18 protein-coding genes are annotated in these 17,725 nt (G+C 69.6%); 9 read left to right on the forward strand and 9 right to left on the reverse strand.

Annotated elements, in window-relative coordinates; genetic code table 11:
* Window positions 1-12 precede the first annotated feature (12 nt).
* A complete protein-coding gene (gene groL, locus AB0O93_RS03105) occupies window positions 13-1,632 on the forward strand; it encodes a chaperonin GroEL (RefSeq protein ID WP_363340400.1) in 1,620 nt (539 codons plus the stop codon).
* 69 nt (window positions 1,633-1,701) lie between these two features.
* Here the strand turns inward: groL and AB0O93_RS03110 are convergent, their stop codons facing one another.
* Window positions 1,702-1,989 (reverse strand): WXG100 family type VII secretion target, encoded by a 288-nt coding sequence (locus AB0O93_RS03110; protein WP_053547920.1) that lies wholly within the window; start codon window positions 1,987-1,989, stop codon window positions 1,702-1,704.
* 157 nt (window positions 1,990-2,146) lie between these two features.
* On the opposite strand from AB0O93_RS03110, the gene AB0O93_RS03115 reads away from it, so the two are divergent.
* Window positions 2,147-2,815 carry a DUF2461 domain-containing protein gene (locus AB0O93_RS03115; RefSeq protein WP_363340402.1) on the forward strand — a complete coding sequence of 223 codons (669 nt, stop codon included), beginning with the start codon at window positions 2,147-2,149 and terminating at the stop codon, window positions 2,813-2,815.
* A gap of 9 nt (window positions 2,816-2,824) precedes the next feature.
* Here the strand turns inward: AB0O93_RS03115 and AB0O93_RS03120 are convergent, their stop codons facing one another.
* The 7 genes from AB0O93_RS03120 to AB0O93_RS03150 all read right to left on the reverse strand — a co-directional run bounded on the left by AB0O93_RS03120 (window position 2,825) and on the right by AB0O93_RS03150 (window position 11,906).
* Window positions 2,825-3,796: a bile acid:sodium symporter family protein gene (locus AB0O93_RS03120; RefSeq protein ID WP_363340404.1), complete on the reverse strand. Its 972-nt coding sequence runs from the start codon at window positions 3,794-3,796 to the stop codon at window positions 2,825-2,827.
* Window positions 3,793-5,523 (reverse strand): AMP-binding protein, encoded by a 1,731-nt coding sequence (locus AB0O93_RS03125; protein WP_363340405.1) that lies wholly within the window; start codon window positions 5,521-5,523, stop codon window positions 3,793-3,795. Before AB0O93_RS03125 ends, AB0O93_RS03120 begins: the two co-directional genes overlap by 4 nt.
* A 74-nt stretch (window positions 5,524-5,597) precedes the next feature.
* The gene (locus tag AB0O93_RS03130; RefSeq protein ID WP_363340407.1) at window positions 5,598-7,217 is read right to left on the reverse strand and encodes a HAMP domain-containing sensor histidine kinase; all 1,620 of its coding nucleotides are present in this window, start codon (window positions 7,215-7,217) and stop codon (window positions 5,598-5,600) included.
* 163 nt (window positions 7,218-7,380) lie between these two features.
* The gene (locus AB0O93_RS03135) at window positions 7,381-8,073 is read right to left on the reverse strand and encodes a response regulator transcription factor (protein WP_236967626.1); all 693 of its coding nucleotides are present in this window, start codon (window positions 8,071-8,073) and stop codon (window positions 7,381-7,383) included.
* A 130-nt stretch (window positions 8,074-8,203) separates the two neighbouring features.
* On the reverse strand, window positions 8,204-9,865 hold the full coding sequence (locus AB0O93_RS03140; RefSeq protein ID WP_363340409.1) for a DNA repair helicase XPB: 1,662 nt from the start codon (window positions 9,863-9,865) through the stop codon (window positions 8,204-8,206).
* Between the two features lie 40 nt (window positions 9,866-9,905).
* Window positions 9,906-11,639: a helicase-associated domain-containing protein gene (locus AB0O93_RS03145; RefSeq protein ID WP_363340411.1), complete on the reverse strand. Its 1,734-nt coding sequence runs from the start codon at window positions 11,637-11,639 to the stop codon at window positions 9,906-9,908.
* Complete coding sequence (locus AB0O93_RS03150; protein WP_363340413.1) at window positions 11,640-11,906, reverse strand: multidrug ABC transporter ATPase; 267 nt, start codon at window positions 11,904-11,906, stop codon at window positions 11,640-11,642. It lies immediately after the preceding gene.
* Window positions 11,907-12,049: 143 nt separating this feature from the next.
* Here AB0O93_RS03150 and AB0O93_RS03155 point away from each other — a divergent pair, with 143 nt between their 5' ends.
* Window positions 12,050-12,433: a cold shock domain-containing protein gene (locus AB0O93_RS03155; RefSeq protein WP_301134998.1), complete on the forward strand. Its 384-nt coding sequence runs from the start codon at window positions 12,050-12,052 to the stop codon at window positions 12,431-12,433.
* A complete protein-coding gene (locus tag AB0O93_RS03160) occupies window positions 12,417-12,986 on the forward strand; it encodes a DUF3027 domain-containing protein (protein WP_363340416.1) in 570 nt (189 codons plus the stop codon). The genes AB0O93_RS03155 and AB0O93_RS03160 overlap by 17 nt, the downstream gene beginning before the upstream one ends.
* Before the next feature lie 39 nt (window positions 12,987-13,025).
* Here AB0O93_RS03160 and serC read toward each other — a convergent pair whose 3' ends face one another.
* Window positions 13,026-14,138: a phosphoserine transaminase gene (serC, locus tag AB0O93_RS03165; protein ID WP_363340418.1), complete on the reverse strand. Its 1,113-nt coding sequence runs from the start codon at window positions 14,136-14,138 to the stop codon at window positions 13,026-13,028.
* Between the two features lie 62 nt (window positions 14,139-14,200).
* On the opposite strand from serC, the gene AB0O93_RS03170 reads away from it, so the two are divergent.
* The 5 genes from AB0O93_RS03170 to AB0O93_RS03190 all read left to right on the forward strand — a co-directional run bounded on the left by AB0O93_RS03170 (window position 14,201) and on the right by AB0O93_RS03190 (window position 17,669).
* Window positions 14,201-14,902, forward strand: a complete 702-nt coding sequence (locus tag AB0O93_RS03170; RefSeq protein ID WP_363340420.1) for a metal-dependent transcriptional regulator — start codon at window positions 14,201-14,203, stop codon at window positions 14,900-14,902.
* 54 nt (window positions 14,903-14,956) lie between these two features.
* Window positions 14,957-15,235 carry a metalloregulator ArsR/SmtB family transcription factor gene (locus AB0O93_RS03175; RefSeq protein WP_363340422.1) on the forward strand — a complete coding sequence of 93 codons (279 nt, stop codon included), beginning with the start codon at window positions 14,957-14,959 and terminating at the stop codon, window positions 15,233-15,235.
* A 3-nt stretch (window positions 15,236-15,238) separates the two neighbouring features.
* The gene (locus tag AB0O93_RS03180; protein WP_363340424.1) at window positions 15,239-15,631 is read left to right on the forward strand and encodes a VOC family protein; all 393 of its coding nucleotides are present in this window, start codon (window positions 15,239-15,241) and stop codon (window positions 15,629-15,631) included.
* Between the two features lie 252 nt (window positions 15,632-15,883).
* A complete protein-coding gene (locus AB0O93_RS03185; protein WP_363340426.1) occupies window positions 15,884-16,846 on the forward strand; it encodes a M23 family metallopeptidase in 963 nt (320 codons plus the stop codon).
* 325 nt (window positions 16,847-17,171) lie between these two features.
* The gene (locus AB0O93_RS03190) at window positions 17,172-17,669 is read left to right on the forward strand and encodes an HNH endonuclease (RefSeq protein ID WP_363340428.1); all 498 of its coding nucleotides are present in this window, start codon (window positions 17,172-17,174) and stop codon (window positions 17,667-17,669) included.
* Window positions 17,670-17,725 lie beyond the last annotated feature (56 nt).

Consider the following 17,725-nt stretch of genomic DNA (forward strand, 5'->3'; position numbering starts at 1 on the left):
GACGAAACCCACATGGCAAAGATCATCGCTTTCGATGAGGAGGCCCGTCGTGGCCTCGAGCGCGGCCTGAACATCCTGGCCGACGCGGTCAAGGTCACCCTGGGCCCCCGCGGCCGCAACGTCGTTCTCGAGAAGAAGTGGGGCGCCCCCACGATCACGAACGACGGCGTCTCGATCGCCAAGGAGATCGAGCTGGACGACCCGTACGAGAAGATCGGCGCGGAGCTCGTCAAGGAGGTCGCGAAGAAGACCGACGACGTCGCCGGTGACGGAACCACCACCGCCACGGTGCTCGCTCAGGCGCTCGTTCGCGAGGGCCTGCGCAACGTCGCCGCCGGCGCCGACCCCATCAGCCTCAAGCGCGGCATCGAGAAGGCCGTCCAGGCCATCACCGCCGAGCTTCTCGACGGCGCCAAGGAGGTCGAGTCGAAGGAGCAGATCGCCGCGACCGCGTCGATCTCCGCCGCAGACCCCGAGATCGGCCAGCTCATCGCCGAGGCGATCGACAAGGTCGGCAAGGAGGGTGTGGTCACCGTCGAGGAGTCCAACACCTTCGGCACCGAGCTCGAGCTCACCGAGGGCATGCGCTTCGACAAGGGCTACCTGAACCCCTACTTCGTCACCGACCCCGAGCGCCAGGAAGCGGTCTTCGAGGACCCGTACATCCTGATCGCCAACCAGAAGATCTCGAACATCAAGGACCTTCTGCCCATCGTCGACAAGGTGATCCAGGACGGCAAGGAGCTCCTGATCATCGCCGAGGACGTCGAGGGCGAGGCGCTGGCGACCCTGGTGCTCAACAAGATCCGCGGCATCTTCAAGTCGGCAGCCGTCAAGGCCCCCGGCTTCGGCGACCGTCGCAAGGCTCAGCTGCAGGACATCGCGATCCTCACCGGCGGCCAGGTCATCACCGAAGAGGTCGGCCTCAAGCTCGAGAACGCGACGCTGGACCTCCTCGGTCGTGCCCGCAAGGTCATCATCACCAAGGACGAGACCACCATCGTCGAAGGCGCCGGCGACGCCGGCCAGATCGAGGGTCGGGTCACCCAGATCCGTCGCGAGATCGACAACACCGACAGCGACTACGACCGCGAGAAGCTCCAGGAGCGTCTCGCGAAGCTCGCCGGCGGCGTCGCCGTCATCAAGGCGGGCGCGGCGACCGAGGTCGAGCTCAAGGAGCGCAAGCACCGCATCGAGGACGCCGTCCGCAACGCGAAGGCGGCCGTCGAGGAGGGCATCGTCCCCGGTGGTGGCGTCGCGCTCATCCAGTCGGGCACCAAGGCGCTGGGCAGCCTCGAGCTGACCGGCGACGAGGCGACCGGTGCGAACATCGTCCGCGTGGCGATCGAGGCCCCGCTCAAGCAGATCGCGCTGAACGCCGGTCTCGAGCCCGGTGTCGTCGCCAACAAGGTCGCCGACCTCCCCGCCGGCCACGGCCTGAACGCCGCCACGGGCGAGTACGGTGACCTGTTCGCACAGGGCATCATCGACCCGGCCAAGGTCACCCGCTCGGCGCTGCAGAACGCCGCGTCGATCGCCGGTCTGTTCCTCACCACCGAGGCCGTCGTCGCCGACAAGCCGGAGAAGGTCGCCGCGCCCGCGGGCGACCCGACCGGTGGGATGGATTTCTGATCCCGAGGATCGGATAGCAGTTCCTTTCTGACAGAAGCGCCCCTCCTTCGGGAGGGGCGCTTCTGCGTGTCAGCGGAAAAGTCCCGCCGTCGCCATCTCGGTCTCGGCGTACTGCCGCCCGGCGGCGCCGAGGGCGGCGCTGATGCCCGCGAGCGCCTCCTCGACGTGGCGCTGGGTGACCCGCCACTGTTCGGCGGCGCCGTGGAAGGCGACCGCGGCGGAGCCGGTCCACGTGGACTGCAGGTTCGTGAGCTGCGCCATCATCGCGGTCGACTCCGCCTGGAGGCGTTCGATCGTGCCGCGCACGGCGGCGGACTGGGCGATGACGGCGTCGCTGTCGACGGCGAAGACGGCCATGGTGTTCTCCTTCTGTCGGGGAAGAGCCTCAGGCTAGGTCCGACGCCCCGGCCCTCGGTGGCGCATCCCGGCGTCTGTGCAGAGGGCCGCCGCATCCGTCGTCTGGGGAGGAGGGGGCGTGGTTCCACCCCCTCCGACGGCGGATACGATCGGCGTCATGGCCTTCGACGGACTGGACCCCGACGCCCCGCGCTTCTACGACGAGCTCGCCGCCGACAACACCCGCGAGTGGTGGCTCGCGAACAAGGCGCGCTATGACGCCGTCGTCCGCGGTCCGTTCGAGGCGCTCGCGGCCGAGCTGGAGCCGGAGTTCGGGCAGCTGAAGATCTTCCGGCCGAACCGCGACGTCCGCTTCAGCGCCGACAAGTCGCCGTATAAGCTCCACATCGGCATGGTCTCGCTCGCGCCGGTCGCCTTCTACGCTCAGCTCTCGGCGACGGGCATGCTCGTGGGCGGTGGCGCGTACGATGTCCCGCCCGCGGCGCTGGCGCGGTTCCGCGAGCTCGTCGACGACGACCGGCGCGGACCGGAGGTGGAGGGCCTCCTCTCGGCGCTCGCCGAGGACGAGCTCGTGCCGATGAGCGAGGACGCCCTGCGCACCGCTCCGCGGGGGTATCCGATCGACCACCCCCGCATCGGCCTGCTGCGGCTGAAGCACCTCGCCGTCGGACGCACGGAGCCGCTGGCGGACTGGATGTGGGGCCCGGAGGTGTTCGACATCGTCAGCGACGCCTGGCGCGGGGTGGGGATGTGGAACGGCTGGCTCGCCCAGAACCTCGGGGACCTGCTGATCCGACCCGACCGTGAGCGCCCCGGCCGGCGCTGACCATCGCTCTCAGAGGAGGTTCGGGATCTTCTGCTCCTCGGCGAGGTTCGCCCGACGGAACCACAGGGTGACGAACGTGGCCACGATCACGATGAACAGCGAGTACAGCGCCGGCACGATGAGGATGAGGCCGATGTCCGCGCTGTTCGCAAAGGTCAGCAGCACGATCGCGATCGCGAGCGGTCCGTTCTGGATGCCGGTCTCGAGGCCGATCGTGCGCGCGTTGCTCGGGTGCAGGCGGATGGCGCGCGCCAGACCGTACGCGATCGCGATGCCGAACAGCCCCAGGCCGATCGCCACGAGGTAGGTCTGCCACGGCGTGGCCGTGAGGAGCGCCCAGTTGCGGGGCACCCACGTGGCCATGAGGAAGACGATGAAGAACAGTCCGAAGAACCCGCCGAGGAGTTCGAGCACCGCGCCGATGTTCGCGCTGAACCGACGGACGAGCATGCCCGCCACCACCGGGATCAGCAGGGTCGCGAGCGTCACGACGATGTTCGTGATCGGGATCTGGAGGTCGGCGCCCTCGGTGAAGATGAACGAGCCGTAGAGAGCGAGCATCAGGGGGGTCAGGATCAGTGCCCACAGCGTCGAGTTCGTCGTCATGATGACGCTGAGGGCGAGATTCCCTTTGGAGAAGTAGGTGAAGATGTTCGACGTCGTCCCGGCCGGGACGCACCCCATCAGCAGAGCACCGATCGCGACGGGGACGGCGTACTCGCGGGGGAGCTGGAAGAGCACCGTGATGACGAGCAGGTAGGCCAGGAGCGGCATGATCCCGAACTGCGTGACGAGGCCGATGATGAGGCCGTAGGGCCGGCGCAGGGCGAGCTTGAAGTCGCGCGGGGTGAGGCCGGCACCGAGACCGAACATGATCACGAAGACGAGTCCGACCAGCAGCACCTGCTCGAAGGGGGTGACGACGTCCTGCTCGTTCACGGCGGGCGGCGTCGTCGAGGCCAGGATCAGCAGGGCGTTCACGACCGGTCCTCCGGCTGAGAGCGGATGGTGGCGGTGACGGAGTCTCGGAGCTCCCGGCGGAGGATCTTCCCGATGGGGCTCTTGGGGAGCTCGTCGACGAAGCGCACCGACTTCGGCACCTTGTAGCCGGCGAGCGTCTGCCGACAGTGGGCGATCACCTCGGCATCCGTCGGCGGGGGATTCTCGGCGACGATGTAGGCGCGGACGGCTTCGCCGGTGGTGTCGTCGAGGATGCCGACGACACCGACCTCGGTGACGCCCGGCATCGCGGCGATGCACTCTTCGATCTCGTTCGGGTACACGTTGAAGCCGCTGACGAGGATCATGTCCTTCTTGCGGTCGACGATGGTGAAGTAGCCCTCCTCGTCCATCTGGGCGATGTCGCCCGTGCGGAGCCATCCGTCGGTGAGGGTCGCGGCCGTCTCGTCGGGCTTCCGCCAGTAGCCGAGCATGATCTGCGGTCCGCGGGCGAGCAGCTCGCCGGGGCTGCCGACGGCCGTCTCGACACCGTTCTCGTCGACGCAGCGGACGTCTGTCGAGGGGACCGGGATGCCGATCGACCCGTCCTTGCCCTGCCCGCCCAGCGGGTTGAACGTCAGGACCGGTGAGGACTCGGTGAGGCCGTAGCCTTCGACGATCGGGGTGCCCGTCGCCTCCCGCCAGCGGACGGCCACCGACTCGTGCAGGGCCATGCCTCCGGCAGCCGAGGCGCGCAGGTGACGGGGTGGGCTGTCGACGAACCAGCGCTCGTTGAGCAGGGCGTTGAAGAGCGTGTTCACGCCGGTCAGCCACGTGATCTTGTAGTTCTCGAAGGCCCGCTTGAGGTTGCTCGGCGGTCGCGGCGAGGGGACGAGGATGTTCCGTGCGCCGAGGTGGTAGAAGCCGAGGAGATTCACCGTGAAGGCGAACACGTGGTACAGCGGCAGGGCGGTGAGGACCACCTCGACGCCGGCGCGCATGTGCGTGCCGCACATCGTCACCATCTGCAGCGTGTTGGCGACGAGGTTGCCGTGCGAGAGCATCGCCCCCTTGGCGACGCCCGTGGTCCCGCCCGTGTACTGGAGCGCCGCGAGGGAGTCGGGGCCGATGCCGGTGAGGTAGTCCGTCGCGGCGGCGTCGCTCTTGCGCTTTCGGCCCTCGGCGAGGGCGGCCTGGAGTTCGGTGTGCGGGACGGTGATCGGCGGGAGCGAGCGGTTCCAGACCTTCTGCACCATGCGGATGACGCCCGCGATGACCGGGGGGAAGAACTCCGCGATCTTCACGGTGACGACCGTGGTGATGTCGGTGGCCGGGAGGACCTCGGGAAGACGATCGGCGAACATGTCGATCACGACGAGGGCCTTCGCGCCCGAGTCGGCGAACTGCTTCGACATCTCGGATGCCGTGTAGAGCGGGTTGGTGTTCACCAGGACGCACCCGGCCTTGAACACCCCGAACGCGACGACCGGGTAGCTGAGGCAGTTCGGCATCTGCACGGCGACCCGGTCGCCCTGGGCGAGGCCGGCCACCTCGCGGAGGTACGCCGCGAAATCGTCGGAGAGGGCGTCGACCTCGCCGTAGCTGAGCGAGCCGTTCATGCCGTTGGGCATGCACTGGGTGAACGCGGTGGTCGTGGCGTACTCGGAGGCGGCGTGTCGGATCATCGCCGGGATGTTCTCGAACGCCAGGGCGCCGAGATCGGCCGCGACGCCCTCCGGGTAGTGCTCCAGCCAGGGACGGGAAGTCATCTCGGATCCTTCGGGCGAGGACGACGGCCGACATCCGTCGACCCGCACACCGACGCTGGTGTGTGCGGATCAGCTTAGTCAGTCGCCCGTGATGGGGGAGGGATCGTCTCGGGCAGCGGGTCGATCGGCTGGGTGTCGCGGTCCAGCTGTTCGGCGGCATCCCGCTTCTGCGACAGCGGGAACCCGACGCGGAACGTCGCACCGCCCCCGGGGGTGTCGCGGACGTCGACGGAACCGTGGAAGGCCTCCACGATCGACGCGACGATGGACAGGCCCAGCCCGCTTCCGCCGGTCTCCCGGGTGCGGGAGGTGTCGGCGCGCCAGAAGCGCTGGAAGATCTTGTCCTTGATCTGATCGGGGACGCCCTCGCCGTGGTCGATGATCTCGATCCAGCCGAGATCCCGCTCCGCATCCACGCCGAGGCGGAGCTCGATGGGGGAGGTCTCGGGCGTGAAGCGGCGGGCGTTCCCGAGGAGGTTCGTCACGACCTGACGGATCTTGTTCTCATCGCCCCGCACGACGGGGGCGATCCCGGCCGGCGGGGCCTGGGTGAGCTCTTCCACGGGCGAGGCGGATGCCGCGGCGGTCGGCTTCGGTCGGCGGCGCAGACGCGCGAGAGCGCCGGTGCGGGCTGGGGCGTCCGGTCCGCGTTTGCCGGTCTCGGCGTCCAGCACGGGCCGGGTGATGGGCGCGGTCGGCGGCGCTTCCACCGTGGTGTCCAGCACCGCGATCGGCCGCGACGGGGCGGCGGCGCGGACATCCAGTGCGGCGTCCCGGGCGATGGGGCGGAGGTCGACGTCGGTGATGACGACGTCGCGGCGCTCGTCCAGGCGGGCGAGGGCGAGGAGATCCTCGACGAGGAGTCCCATGCGGATCGCCTCCTTCTCGATCCGCTCCATCGACTGGGCTATGTCGTCGTCTCCGCGGATGGCGCCCATGCGGTACAGCTCCGCGTAGCCGCGGACGGTCACCAGCGGCGTCCGCAGCTCGTGGCTGGCGTCGCCGATGAACCGGCGCATCTGCTGCACCGTCGAGTCGCGCTGCGCCAGGGCGCCGTCCACGCGGCTCAGCATCGCGTTGAGCGCCGCCTTCAGGCGTCCGACCTCGGTCGTGCGCGGTTCGACGTCGGTCATTCGGAGGCTGAGGTCTCCCGCCGCGATCGCGTCGGCGGTCGCCTCGACCTGGCCGAGGCTGCGGAAGGTGATACTCACGAGGGCCCGGGTGAGGACGGCCCCGCCGATGATGATGATGAAGGCGAGGATGCTGTAGATCGCAACGTAATTGGCCACGACCGCATTGGTCGGGGCGAGGGGTTGCACGACCATCTGCGTGTAGCTGTCGCGGACGCCGCTGATCTCGATGAAGCCCACGCCGGCGAGGTAGGACGGGCCGCCGTCGGGGTTCTTCAGCGTGAAGGGCTCGGAGAGGTTCCGGTAGGTGTCATCGAGGGTGAACTCGCTCGGGAAGTCCGGCTCGACCAGGCCTCCGCCGCCGGCGGTGGACTGCAGCACCCCGTCGGCGTCGTAGATCGCCACGAAGTAGGTCGTCGCCGCGGGGGTCGCCGCCCGCCGCGTGAACGTCGGGACGCCGTCCTCCACCGTGATCTGGAACAGCGGGCTGGTGACGTCGGTGGCCGCCAGCTGCGTGAGCTGGGTCTTCACGCTCGTGACGAGGCTCTCCCGGAGGAAGGCCATCGTCCCGATCCCGGCGGCGAAGAGGCCCACGACGAGGAGGGCGACCGTGACGCCGGTGACCTTCGCGCGCAGACTCGTGCCGCGCCACCAGCGGGTGACGGCATCCGGGTGGCTGGACAGGAGGTTCCTTCGAGGTGGTGCGGGCGGCGGGCGCGGCGGCGGGTCAGGCCGTCTTGCCGGCCTTCAGCATGTAGCCGAAGCCGCGCTTGGTCTGGATGAGCGGCTCGGAGGAGTGCGGGTCGATCTTCCGACGCAGGTAGGAGATGTAGCTCTCCACGATGCCGGCGTCGCCGTTGAAGTCGTACTCCCACACGTGGTCGAGGATCTGCGCCTTGCTCAGCACGCGATTGGGGTTGAGCATGAGGTAGCGCAGCAGCTTGAACTCGGTGGGACTCAGGTCGATGCTCACGTCGCCCACCTGCACGTCGTGGGTGTCCTGATCCATCGTGAGCTCGCCCGCGCGGATGACCGACTCCTCGTCGGCCTGCATCGTGCGGCGGAGGATCGCCTGGATGCGCGCGACGATCTCGTCGAGGCTGAAGGGCTTGGTGACGTAGTCGTCGCCGCCGGCGTTGAGCCCGGTGATCTTGTCCTCGGTCTCGTCCTTGGCGGTGAGGAACAGGATCGGGGCGGTGTATCCGGCGCCGCGGAGGCGCTTGGTCACACTGAACCCGTTCATGTCGGGGAGCATGACGTCCAGCACGATGAGGTCGGGTTCCTCTTCCAGGACGGCCGAGATCGTCTGGGCGCCGTTGCTGACGGCCCTGACCTGGTACCCCGCGAAGCGGAGGCTCTGGATGAGCAGGTCGCGGATGTTCGGCTCGTCGTCCACGACGAGGATGCGCGGTGCGGTCATACGGCCCATTATTGTCAGGCTTTCGCCGCGGTGCCTGGATATCGGCCGGTACGGCGCCTCGCGCATAGCGAACACCGATGAACCGTTCAGGTCCGCCGCGGCATCCGTCCGCTGCGCGCGGATGCCGGAGTCACGCCGCGCTGAGGGTCTCGGCGTCGATGATCGTGTACGCGTAGCCCTGCTCGGCGAGGAAGCGCTGACGGTTCTGCGCGTAGTCCTGATCGACCGTGTCGCGGGCGATCAGCGTGTAGAAGCTCGCCGTGTGCCCGGACTGCTTGGGGCGGAGGAGCCGCCCCAAGCGCTGAGCTTCCTCCTGGCGCGACCCGAACGAGCCCGACACCTGGATCGCGACGGATGCCTCGGGGAGATCGATCGAGAAATTGGCGACCTTGCTCACCACGAGCACCGAGATCTCGCCCTCGCGGAACGCCTGGTAGAGCTCGGACCGCTCGTCCACCGGGGTCTGGCCGGTGATCTTCGGCGCGTTCAGCGCGTCGGCGAGGACGTCGATCTGGTCGAGGTACTGGCCGATGATGAGGATGCGCTCGCCGGCGTGACGGTCGACGAGGCTCCGCACCACGTCGATCTTCGCGGGTGCGGTCGCCGCGAGACGATAGCGCTCCTCGTCGGCGGATGCGGCGTATTCGAGCCGGTCGTCGACGGGGAGGTCCACGCGCACCTCATAGCAGACGGCGGGGGAGATGAAGCCCTGCGCCTCGATCTCCTTCCAGGGGGCGTCGAAGCGCTTGGGGCCGATGAGGCTGAACACGTCGCCCTCGCGCCCGTCCTCGCGCACGAGGGTCGCGGTGAGGCCGAGGCGTCGGCGGGCCTGGAGGTCGGCGGTGAGCTTGAACACCGGGGCGGGGAGGAGGTGGACCTCGTCGTACACGATGAGGCCCCAGTCCAGCGCGTCGAGGAGGGCGAGGTGGGCGTACTCGCCCTTTCGCTTCGCCGTGAGGATCTGGTAGGTCGCGATGGTGACCGGCTTGATCTCCTTCGACGCCCCGGAATACTCGCCGATCTCCTCGGGAGTGAGGCTCGTGCGCTTGAGGAGCTCGTCGCGCCACTGTCGGGCGCTGACGGTGTTGGTGACGAGGATGAGGGTCGTCGTCTTCGTCTCGGCCATGGCCCCCGCGCCCACGAGTGTCTTCCCGGCGCCGCAGGGGAGGACCACGACGCCCGACCCGCCCTCGCGGAAGGTGTCCACGGCGTGCCGCTGATACGGCCGCAGCTCCCACCCGGTCTCGGCGAGTTCGATGGGGTGCGGGGTGCCCGGGGTGTAGCCGGCGAGGTCTTCGGCGGGCCAGCCGATCTTCAGCAGCTCCTGCTTGATCTGCCCGCGCGCCCACGCGTCCACGAGGTACGAGTCCGGGGTCGGGCGGCCGATCAGCAGCGGCTGGATGCGCTTGTTCTTCGACACTTCGGCGAGCACGGCGGCATCCGTCGAGCGGAGGACGAGGTCGCCGCCCGAGCCGTCGTCGCCCACGGGGGTGCGCTCGATGACGAGCCGGCCGTAGCGGCCGACGGTCTCGCGGATGTCGATCGACACCGACGGCGGGACGGGGAAGCGCGAGAACCGGTCGAGGGTGGCGAGCATGTCGTCGGCCTCGTGGCCGGCCGCGCGGGCGTTCCACAGGCCCAGGCGCGTGATGCGGTAGGTGTGGATGTGCTCGGGGGCGCGCTCGAGCTCGGCGAAGATCGCGAGTTCGTGCCGTGCCGTCTCGGCGTCGGGGTGCGCCACTTCCAGCAACACGGTGCGATCGCTCTGCACGATGAGGGGTCCGTCAGCCATAACGTGCCAGTCTACCGGCGGTGCGGCGGGCGGATGCCGGTCAGCGGCGGCCGGAGGAGACGGTGTCGGTCGGGACGGCGGCGACGATGCTCGAGATCGGGAGCGTCCGCTCGATGTCGGCGGCGCGGTCGAGGCCGCGCAGGCGCCCCCCGCCGAGACCGGAGGCTTCGAGCGTGAAGGTGCGTTCACTGGCGTCGGGGAGGCGCACGGTGACCAGCAGCGTCGCCTTGGCGCGCACCGCCTGGTCGAGCTCGCGCTCGAGCCATGCCCCTTCGCCCGTGTCGGAATGGCGGGCGCGCAGGGTCGCGATGAGCGGCGCATAGGCGGTGTGCGGTGCGACGGTCACCGCCGAGCGGACGGGAGCGGTGCGGCGGTGAAGTGACTCGGGGGAGCCCTGCGCGTCGACCGCGATCACCGGGTACCGGGCGTCCGCCAGTGCCCAGAACACCACGCTCCGCTCGGCGCGGGAGCGGAGCGCTCCGCTGTCGGCCACGAGCCCGAGGGGGCGGAGGGCCTGATCGATCGCGATCGCGTCGATGAGCGCGGGGTCGACGCTGTCCACGCGGGTGAGGCCGGCGGCATCCGTCGACACGCGCACGAGTCCGTGCCGATCGGCGGTGGACTGCACCAGGTAGTCCAGCGGCTGAGGGATGCCGGTGAGCGACACCTCGGCGAGGAAGTCGTGGATCGACTCCGCGGTCTCGCCCTCGGTGAGGCCGGCGGCGATGCTCTCGGGGGTGAAGCGGTAGGTCGAGGCCTGAGCGCGCGATTCGCGGACCGCGATCCGGCGCAGACGCATGTCGAGCGCCGGGGCCAGCGGACCGGGGGCGATCGCGGTGAGATCGGCCTGGAGGTAGAGGCGGTCGATTTCGGCCGGCAGGTGCGGCGCGATCGCGTCGGTGGGGATCTCGCCGCCGCCGAGGATCGTCGGGGTCCACTCCGGCATGCCGCCGTCGAGGGAGAGGAGCCCCCAGCGGACGGCGATCCGACGGCTCTGCTCGGCGCGCGCCGGCCAGTCCCGATCGAGCGGGTAGGCCCCCGTCCAGTGCGTGGGAGGGAGGATGTCGCCGCCCGCGGAGGCGAGCCCGGCGGGCAGTCGGTCGCGCCAGCCCGCGACGACCGTCGTCCAGCGGGCGAGGGTCGGGAGTTCGAGCCAGCGCTCGCCCGCGCCGGTGATGGTGAACTCGCGCCCGTCGGTGGCGACGAGATCGGCGTGCTCGGCGGCGGCGAGCAGGTCGTCGAGCTCCTCGGCGGAATCGACGATGTCGGCCTCGAGCAGGCGTCGCCGGTCCAGCGCGCTCACGGGACCCGCGCCCGTGCGCGAGATGGGGGCGCGGCGCGCGGTGACGAGGATCTCGGCCAGCGCGCCGGCGGCGGTGAAGGCGCGTTCGGCGGCCTCGGCCTCGCCGCCGGCGGCCACGGGTGCGGCATCCGGAAACGGGGTGAAGGCCTCCGGCGTCGTCTCGGCCAGGACGGCCACGCGGGCGGCGACCGTCGGGAACACGGTGCCGGTGTCGCCGCGGAGCGCGAGCGTGTCGGAGACGGGGGGTGCCTCGGGGCCGCCGGCCGGATCGGCGAGGGCCTGGAGGGCGGCGCGGGGCAGCTTCGTCAGCGCGCGATCGATCGAGATCGGATCGAGCAGCCCGTCGGCGGCGTCGAAGAAGTCGCGCCAGCCGGCGGCGGGGGAGACGCCGCGTGCGGCGAAGATGACGGCGAGATCGTCGTCACTGCGGGCGGCCAGCCACGTTGCCAGGGCCCGTTCGTCGGAGGCCACTCAGTCGCCCTTGTTGGCCCGGGCTCTCCGCACGAAACTCATGATGAGCACGGCGAGAAGGAGGAGGAAGGCGATCGGCAGGCCGAACAGCGGAACGAAGGCGACGGCCGGCCAGACGCCGGACTGCATGTCGGCACCGGAGGACGAGCCGATCATGATCGCGAAGAAGCACACGACCGACAGGATCAGCAGCCCCAACGACATGAAGGACAGCATCCGGTCGATCGGACGGATCGGGACATCGTTCCCGGGTGTGCGCGCGCTCATCGGTTTCACCCTACTCCTGTGGACGCACGGTCCTGTCGCGCGGCGGGCGGTGCCGTAGGCTGAAGGGTGGGGTCTGCCGACCCCGTCTTCACCGTGTTCTCTTCGTGCCCGTCGCTCGGGCACACCGATCCAGCGAGGTCTCGATGCCCACCGGCAAGGTCAGGTTCTACGACGACGAGAAGGGGTTCGGCTTCATCACCACCGATGACGGCCAGGACGTCTTCCTGCACGCCTCGGCCCTTCCCGCCGGTTCCCCGTCACCGAAGCAGGGCACCCGCCTGGAGTTCGGCGTCGCCGACGGCAAGCGCGGACTGCAGGCGCTGTCGGTGCGTGTGCTCGAGGCACCGGTCAGCCTGTCGAAGCGGTCGCGCAAGCCCGCGGACGACATGGCGGTCATCGTCGAGGACCTCGTGAAGCTGCTCGACGGCATCGGCGGTGACCTCCGTCGCGGCCGCTACCCCAGTGGTGCCCACGCCAAGAAGATCGCCGCGGTGCTGCGTAAGGTCGCCGATGACTTCGACGCCTGAGATCCCGTTCGACCCGTCGCTCCTGGACGCCCGGGAGCTGGCGCTGTCGGCGCTCGCTGAGATCACGCCGGAGTCGACGATCGGCGAAGCGGCGGGCTACCGCGCCGAGGGTGACGGTGTCGTCTCGCTGCGCTTCGAGAACCGCCTCGCCGGCTACCCCGGCTGGTTCTGGACGGTCACCATCGCCCGGGTCGAGGATGCCGAGCCCACCGTGCTCGAGGTCGAACTGCTTCCCGGCGACGGGGCGCTCCTCGCGCCGGAGTGGGTGCCGTGGGCCGAGCGTCTGGCCGAATACCAGGCCGCGCAGGAAGCGGCGGCGCAGGCCGCGGCCGAGGCCGGCGACGGCGACGCCTCGGACGATGACGAGGATGACGACGAGCTCGACGACGTCGACGATCTCGATGCGGCCGAGTTCGACGAGCACGGCTCGCGGATCCTCCACGCGGGGGACGTCGACGGCGTCGACATCGACGAACTCGCCGACGATGACTCGGATGACGAGGACGACTCGGACGAGGACGACGACTCGGACGAAGACGACGACGAGGACTGACCCCGACCGTCCGCCGGGTCGGGGCTCAGCCCCGCCCGGTCAGAGACGCTCGATGGTGTAGTCGATGCAGCGGATGAGCTGACGGACGTCGTCGGGCTCGATCGAGACGAACGTCGCCACGCGCAGCTGGTTGCGGCCGAGCTTCCGGTACGGCTCGGTGTCGACGATGCCGTTCTGGCGGAGGCTCGAGGCGATCGCCGCGGCGTCCACGGTCTGGTCGAAGTCGATCGTGACGACCACGGGCGAGCGGTCCGCGGCATCCGTCACGAAAGGGGTCGCGACCGACGAGGCCTCGGCCCACGCGTAGAGAGCCGAGGACGATTCGCGGGTGCGGGCGTCGGCCCACTGCAGGCCGCCGTTGTCGAGGATCCACGACACCTGCTGCTCGAGAAGGAACAGCGTCGTGAGCGCCGGGGTGTTCAGCGTCTGGTTCAGGCGCGAGTTGTCGAGGGCGTTCTTCAGGCTGAGGAACTCGGGGATGTACCGGCCGGATGCCGCGATCCGCTCGATCCGCTCGATGGCGGCGGGCGAGACCACCGCCATCCACAGGCCGCCGTCCGAGCCGAGGTTCTTCTGGGGGGCGAAGTAGTAGACGTCCGCCTCGTGCATCGACAGGTCGATGCCGCCAGCGGCGCTGGTCGCGTCGATGACGGTGAGCGCCCCGCTGTCGCCGTGCACGCGCTCGACCGGAGCGCTGACGCCGGTCGAGGTCTCGTTGTGGGGCCACGCGTAGACGTCCACGCCCTCGACAGCCTCCGGCAGGATGCGGGTGCCCGGGTCGGCCTTGCGCACGTCCGGCGCCTCGAGCCACGGGGTCTTCGCCGCCGCGGCGAACTTGCCGCCGAACTCGCCGAAGACGAGGTTCTGACTGCGCTTGTCGATGAGGCCGAAGGCTGCGGCGTCCCAGAACGCGGTCGAGCCGCCGTTGCCGAGGATCACCTCGTATCCTTCCGGGGCGCGGAAGAGCTCGCGGAGCCCCGAGCGCACGCGGCCGACGAGGTCCTTCACCGGGGCCTGGCGGTGCGAGGTGCCCAGCAGTGCGGCGCCGGGCCCGACGAGGGCCTCCAGCTGCGCACCGCGGATCTTGGCCGGACCGCAACCGAAGCGACCGTCGGTGGGCAGGATCTCTCGGGGAAGCACGACGTGGGGCATGGGTCGATTCTAGGGTGGATAGGCTGTCCTCACCGGCTCGGACGGCGAAGGATGACACACAAATGACCGATCTCATCGACACCACCGAGATGTATCTGCGGACGATCCTCGAACTCGAGGAGGAGAACATCGTTCCGCTGCGGGCGCGCATCTCCGAGCGGCTCGGACACTCCGGTCCCACCGTGTCGCAGACCATCGGTCGTATGGAGCGCGACGGTCTCGTCGTCGTCACCGACACCCGAAGCCTCGAGCTCACCGACGCCGGCCGTCAGAAGGCCGTCGACGTGATGCGCAAGCACCGTCTCGCCGAACGCCTGCTCTCGGACGTCATCGGGCTGGACTGGGCGTTCGTGCACGAAGAGGCCTGCCGTTGGGAGCACGTCATGAGCGAGCAGGTCGAGCGTCGGCTCGTGGAGCTCCTCGGGCACCCGACCGAGTCGCCGTACGGAAACCCCATCCCCGGCCTCGACCAGCTGGGGGACCTTCCGGCCAAGACCTTCGAGCAGGGTGTCATCGGCCTCGTCAAGCGCATGAACGAGGCGGGGGCGCCGATCACCGGCACCGTGCGCCGTCTCGCCGAGCCCGCGCAGGTCGATCCGGAGCTCCTCCAGCAGCTGAAGGGTGCCGGCGTCATGCCCGGTGCCCGCGGGTCCTTCCGCTTCAACGAGGGGTACGTGCTGGTCGAGATGGACGGGACCGACGAGGGGCTGGAGCTGCCCGTCGAGGTCGCTTCCCACATCTTCCTCGTCGCCGAGCCGGCCTGAGGATCTTTCCCGCGACCATTGACATGCAAGTGACTACTTGCCTATTCTGAGGCCGTGGGCGACCTCTACCACGCACTGTCCGATCAGACACGACGGCTCATCCTCGATGAGCTGACCACGCAGGACGGGCAGAGTCTGTTCGAGCTGTGTTCGCGTCTTGCGATGCGGCACGGCATCACCTCGAGTCGTCAGGCGATCTCGCAGCACCTGGGCGTCCTGGAGGACGCCGGACTCGTCAGCTCGGAGCGGGTGGGTCGCACACGAATCCACCACCTGCACACCGCACCCCTGCGCGAGATCATCGAGCGCTGGCCTGCACCCGGAAAGGACTGACGGATGGGCATCCGCATCAATCTCACGAGCGTCTTCGTCGACGACCAGGCGAAGGCGTTGGACTTCTACACCGACAAGCTCGGCTTCGTCGTGAAGAACGACATCCCGCTCGGCCAGCACCGGTGGCTGACCGTCGTCGGCCCGGGAGAGCCGGATGGGCCGGAGCTGCTCCTCGAGCCGGATGAGCACCCCGCGGCCAAGGCATACACGGCCGCCCTCGCGGCCGACGGCATCCCCGCGGCATCCTTCGTGGTCGATGATGTCGCCGCGGCCTACGAGGACCTGTCCGGCCGCGGCGTCACCTTCACGCAGAAGCCGACCGCGATGGGGCCGGTCGTGACCGTCGTCCTCGACGACACCTGCGGCAACCTCATCCAGCTGTCGAGTATGGCCTGAGCTCCCGTGTGCGGGGAGGGTGTCGGAGCCGTGTCCTCTCCCTGGGAATCGTCTCGGTCTGCCGTCTGAGCGTGACTTATTCGTTACCTTCGGGTAGCCTCGGACCGTCCACAGGCGACAAGCCCGCCGTAGGACCCCTCGGAAATTGCCTCCCTGGCTCGTCGTTTCCGAGGCCCCCGACCCGCACACTGTGCCCCGAACACCGAGTGCCGACGAGCCAGCGCCCCCGGCGCAGAGGCGCCGGAGGAACTATTGGCTGAAGAGAATTCCTCGCCCGAGGGCGAGAACCCGACCGAGGCGACGCCCCCCACTCGTCGCTCCCGCAGGAGCGAGACCCCTGCCGCCCGTCGCACCGCCGCCGTCGCGCAGCGGAAGTCCGCCGTCGCACAGCGCAAGGCCGCTGCCGTCGCCGCCCGCAAAGCCGCCACTGCACCCGTCCGGACGACCCCCAAGGCCCCGAGCCGTGTGACCAAGCCGCTGCGCTCGATGGTCATCCTCAGCATGGTGGGCGGCCTCGTCGCGACCGCCGCGATCCCCGCCTTCGCTGCCATGCCGCAGAGCGAGGAGGCGATCACGCAGCACCAGATCGCCGCCGACAACGCCCAGTCGCTGCTCGTCGCCTCCGACGCCAGCGCCTCGCAGATCCAGCGCGAGAGCTACTCCGCCACCACACAGGAGGAGATCGACGAGAAGAAGGCGAAGGAGGCGGCCGAAGCCGCCGCCGTCGCCCGCGCCGAAGCCGCCGCCGCTGCGGCCGCCGCCGCGGCATCCTCGTCGTCGTCTTCCGTGCCGATGAACATCAGCCTCACCTCGCCCGGCACCGGCGAGGTCCGCTGGCCGCTCCTGACCTTCACCAAGGGCCGCGGCCTCGGCGACTCGGGCTACCACCAGGGCGTCGACCTCCTCGCCGACGGCGGGACCCCGATCTACGCCGCCGCCGCAGGCGTCGTCCGCGTCTCCAGTGAGAGCTACTACGGCTACGGCGTCGCCGTCACCATCGACCACGTCGTGGGCGGTCAGCAGGTCAACACCGTCTACGGCCACATGACCTACGGCAGCCGTCAGGTGCAGGCCGGACAGTACGTCGAGGCCGGTCAGCTGATCGGACTCGTCGGCAGCACCGGACGCTCCACCGCCAACCACCTTCACTTCGAGGTGCACATCAACGGCTCGGTCGTCGACCCGTGGGCGTGGCTGCAGGTCAACGCCGGCTGACGGCATCCGTCGTCTCCCCACATTCGTCGACACGCCACGACGCGTTCACCGGCCTCCGCGCCGGCGCGTCGTGGCGTGGGTTACCCTGAAACCCGACGCTCCACGAAGCGGAGGGAAAAGCCGATGGACCGCACACCACGCATCCGCACCATGGATGCGCTCGGACGCCACGTCCTCCGGCATTGCATGATCGGATTCCGCGGCACTGCCGTGGCGCCGAGGCGCTGTCTCTGAGACAGCGCCTTTTTTCATGCCCGTGCGCATCGGGAAACGTCGACAGGTCGAATCACCGGGAAGCCGTCCCGGACGTTCGAGAGGATGACGAATGCGCACACTGGTGCTGAACGCCGGATACGAGCCGCTCGCGGTGGTGTCCTTCAAGAGAGCCCTCGTGCTCGTGATGAACGACAAGGCCACCGTGGTCGAACGCCTGGAAGGGGAGCCGGTCTGGGCGGCGTCGGGGTCGTTCGATCGCCCGGCGGTGATCATCCTCACGCGGTACGTGCGTGTCCCGGGAAGCTCGCAGGTGCCTGTCACCCGTCGCGGGGTGCTGCGACGCGACGCGCAGCGCTGCGGCTACTGCGACAAGAGCGCCACCACGATCGATCACATTTTGCCGCGCTCCCGCGGGGGAGCGGACTCGTGGGAGAACCTCGTCGCCTGTTGCCTGCGCTGCAACAACGTCAAGGGCGACCGGACGCCGCAGGAGATGGGGTGGGAGTTGCGCGTCGCGCCGCGCCCGCCGCGCGGACCGCAGTGGATGGTGCGCGGCACCGACCGCTCGGACCCCCGCTGGGAGCCGTACCTGGCCCTCGCCGCCTGAGGCGTCGCGCGGCATGCGCCGTCGCGGGCGGCATCCGCGCGTTCGTGTGGCACTTC

It is taken from the genome of Microbacterium sp. NPDC077184 (assembly GCF_040687055.1).
GTDB lineage: Bacteria > Actinomycetota > Actinomycetes > Actinomycetales > Microbacteriaceae > Microbacterium.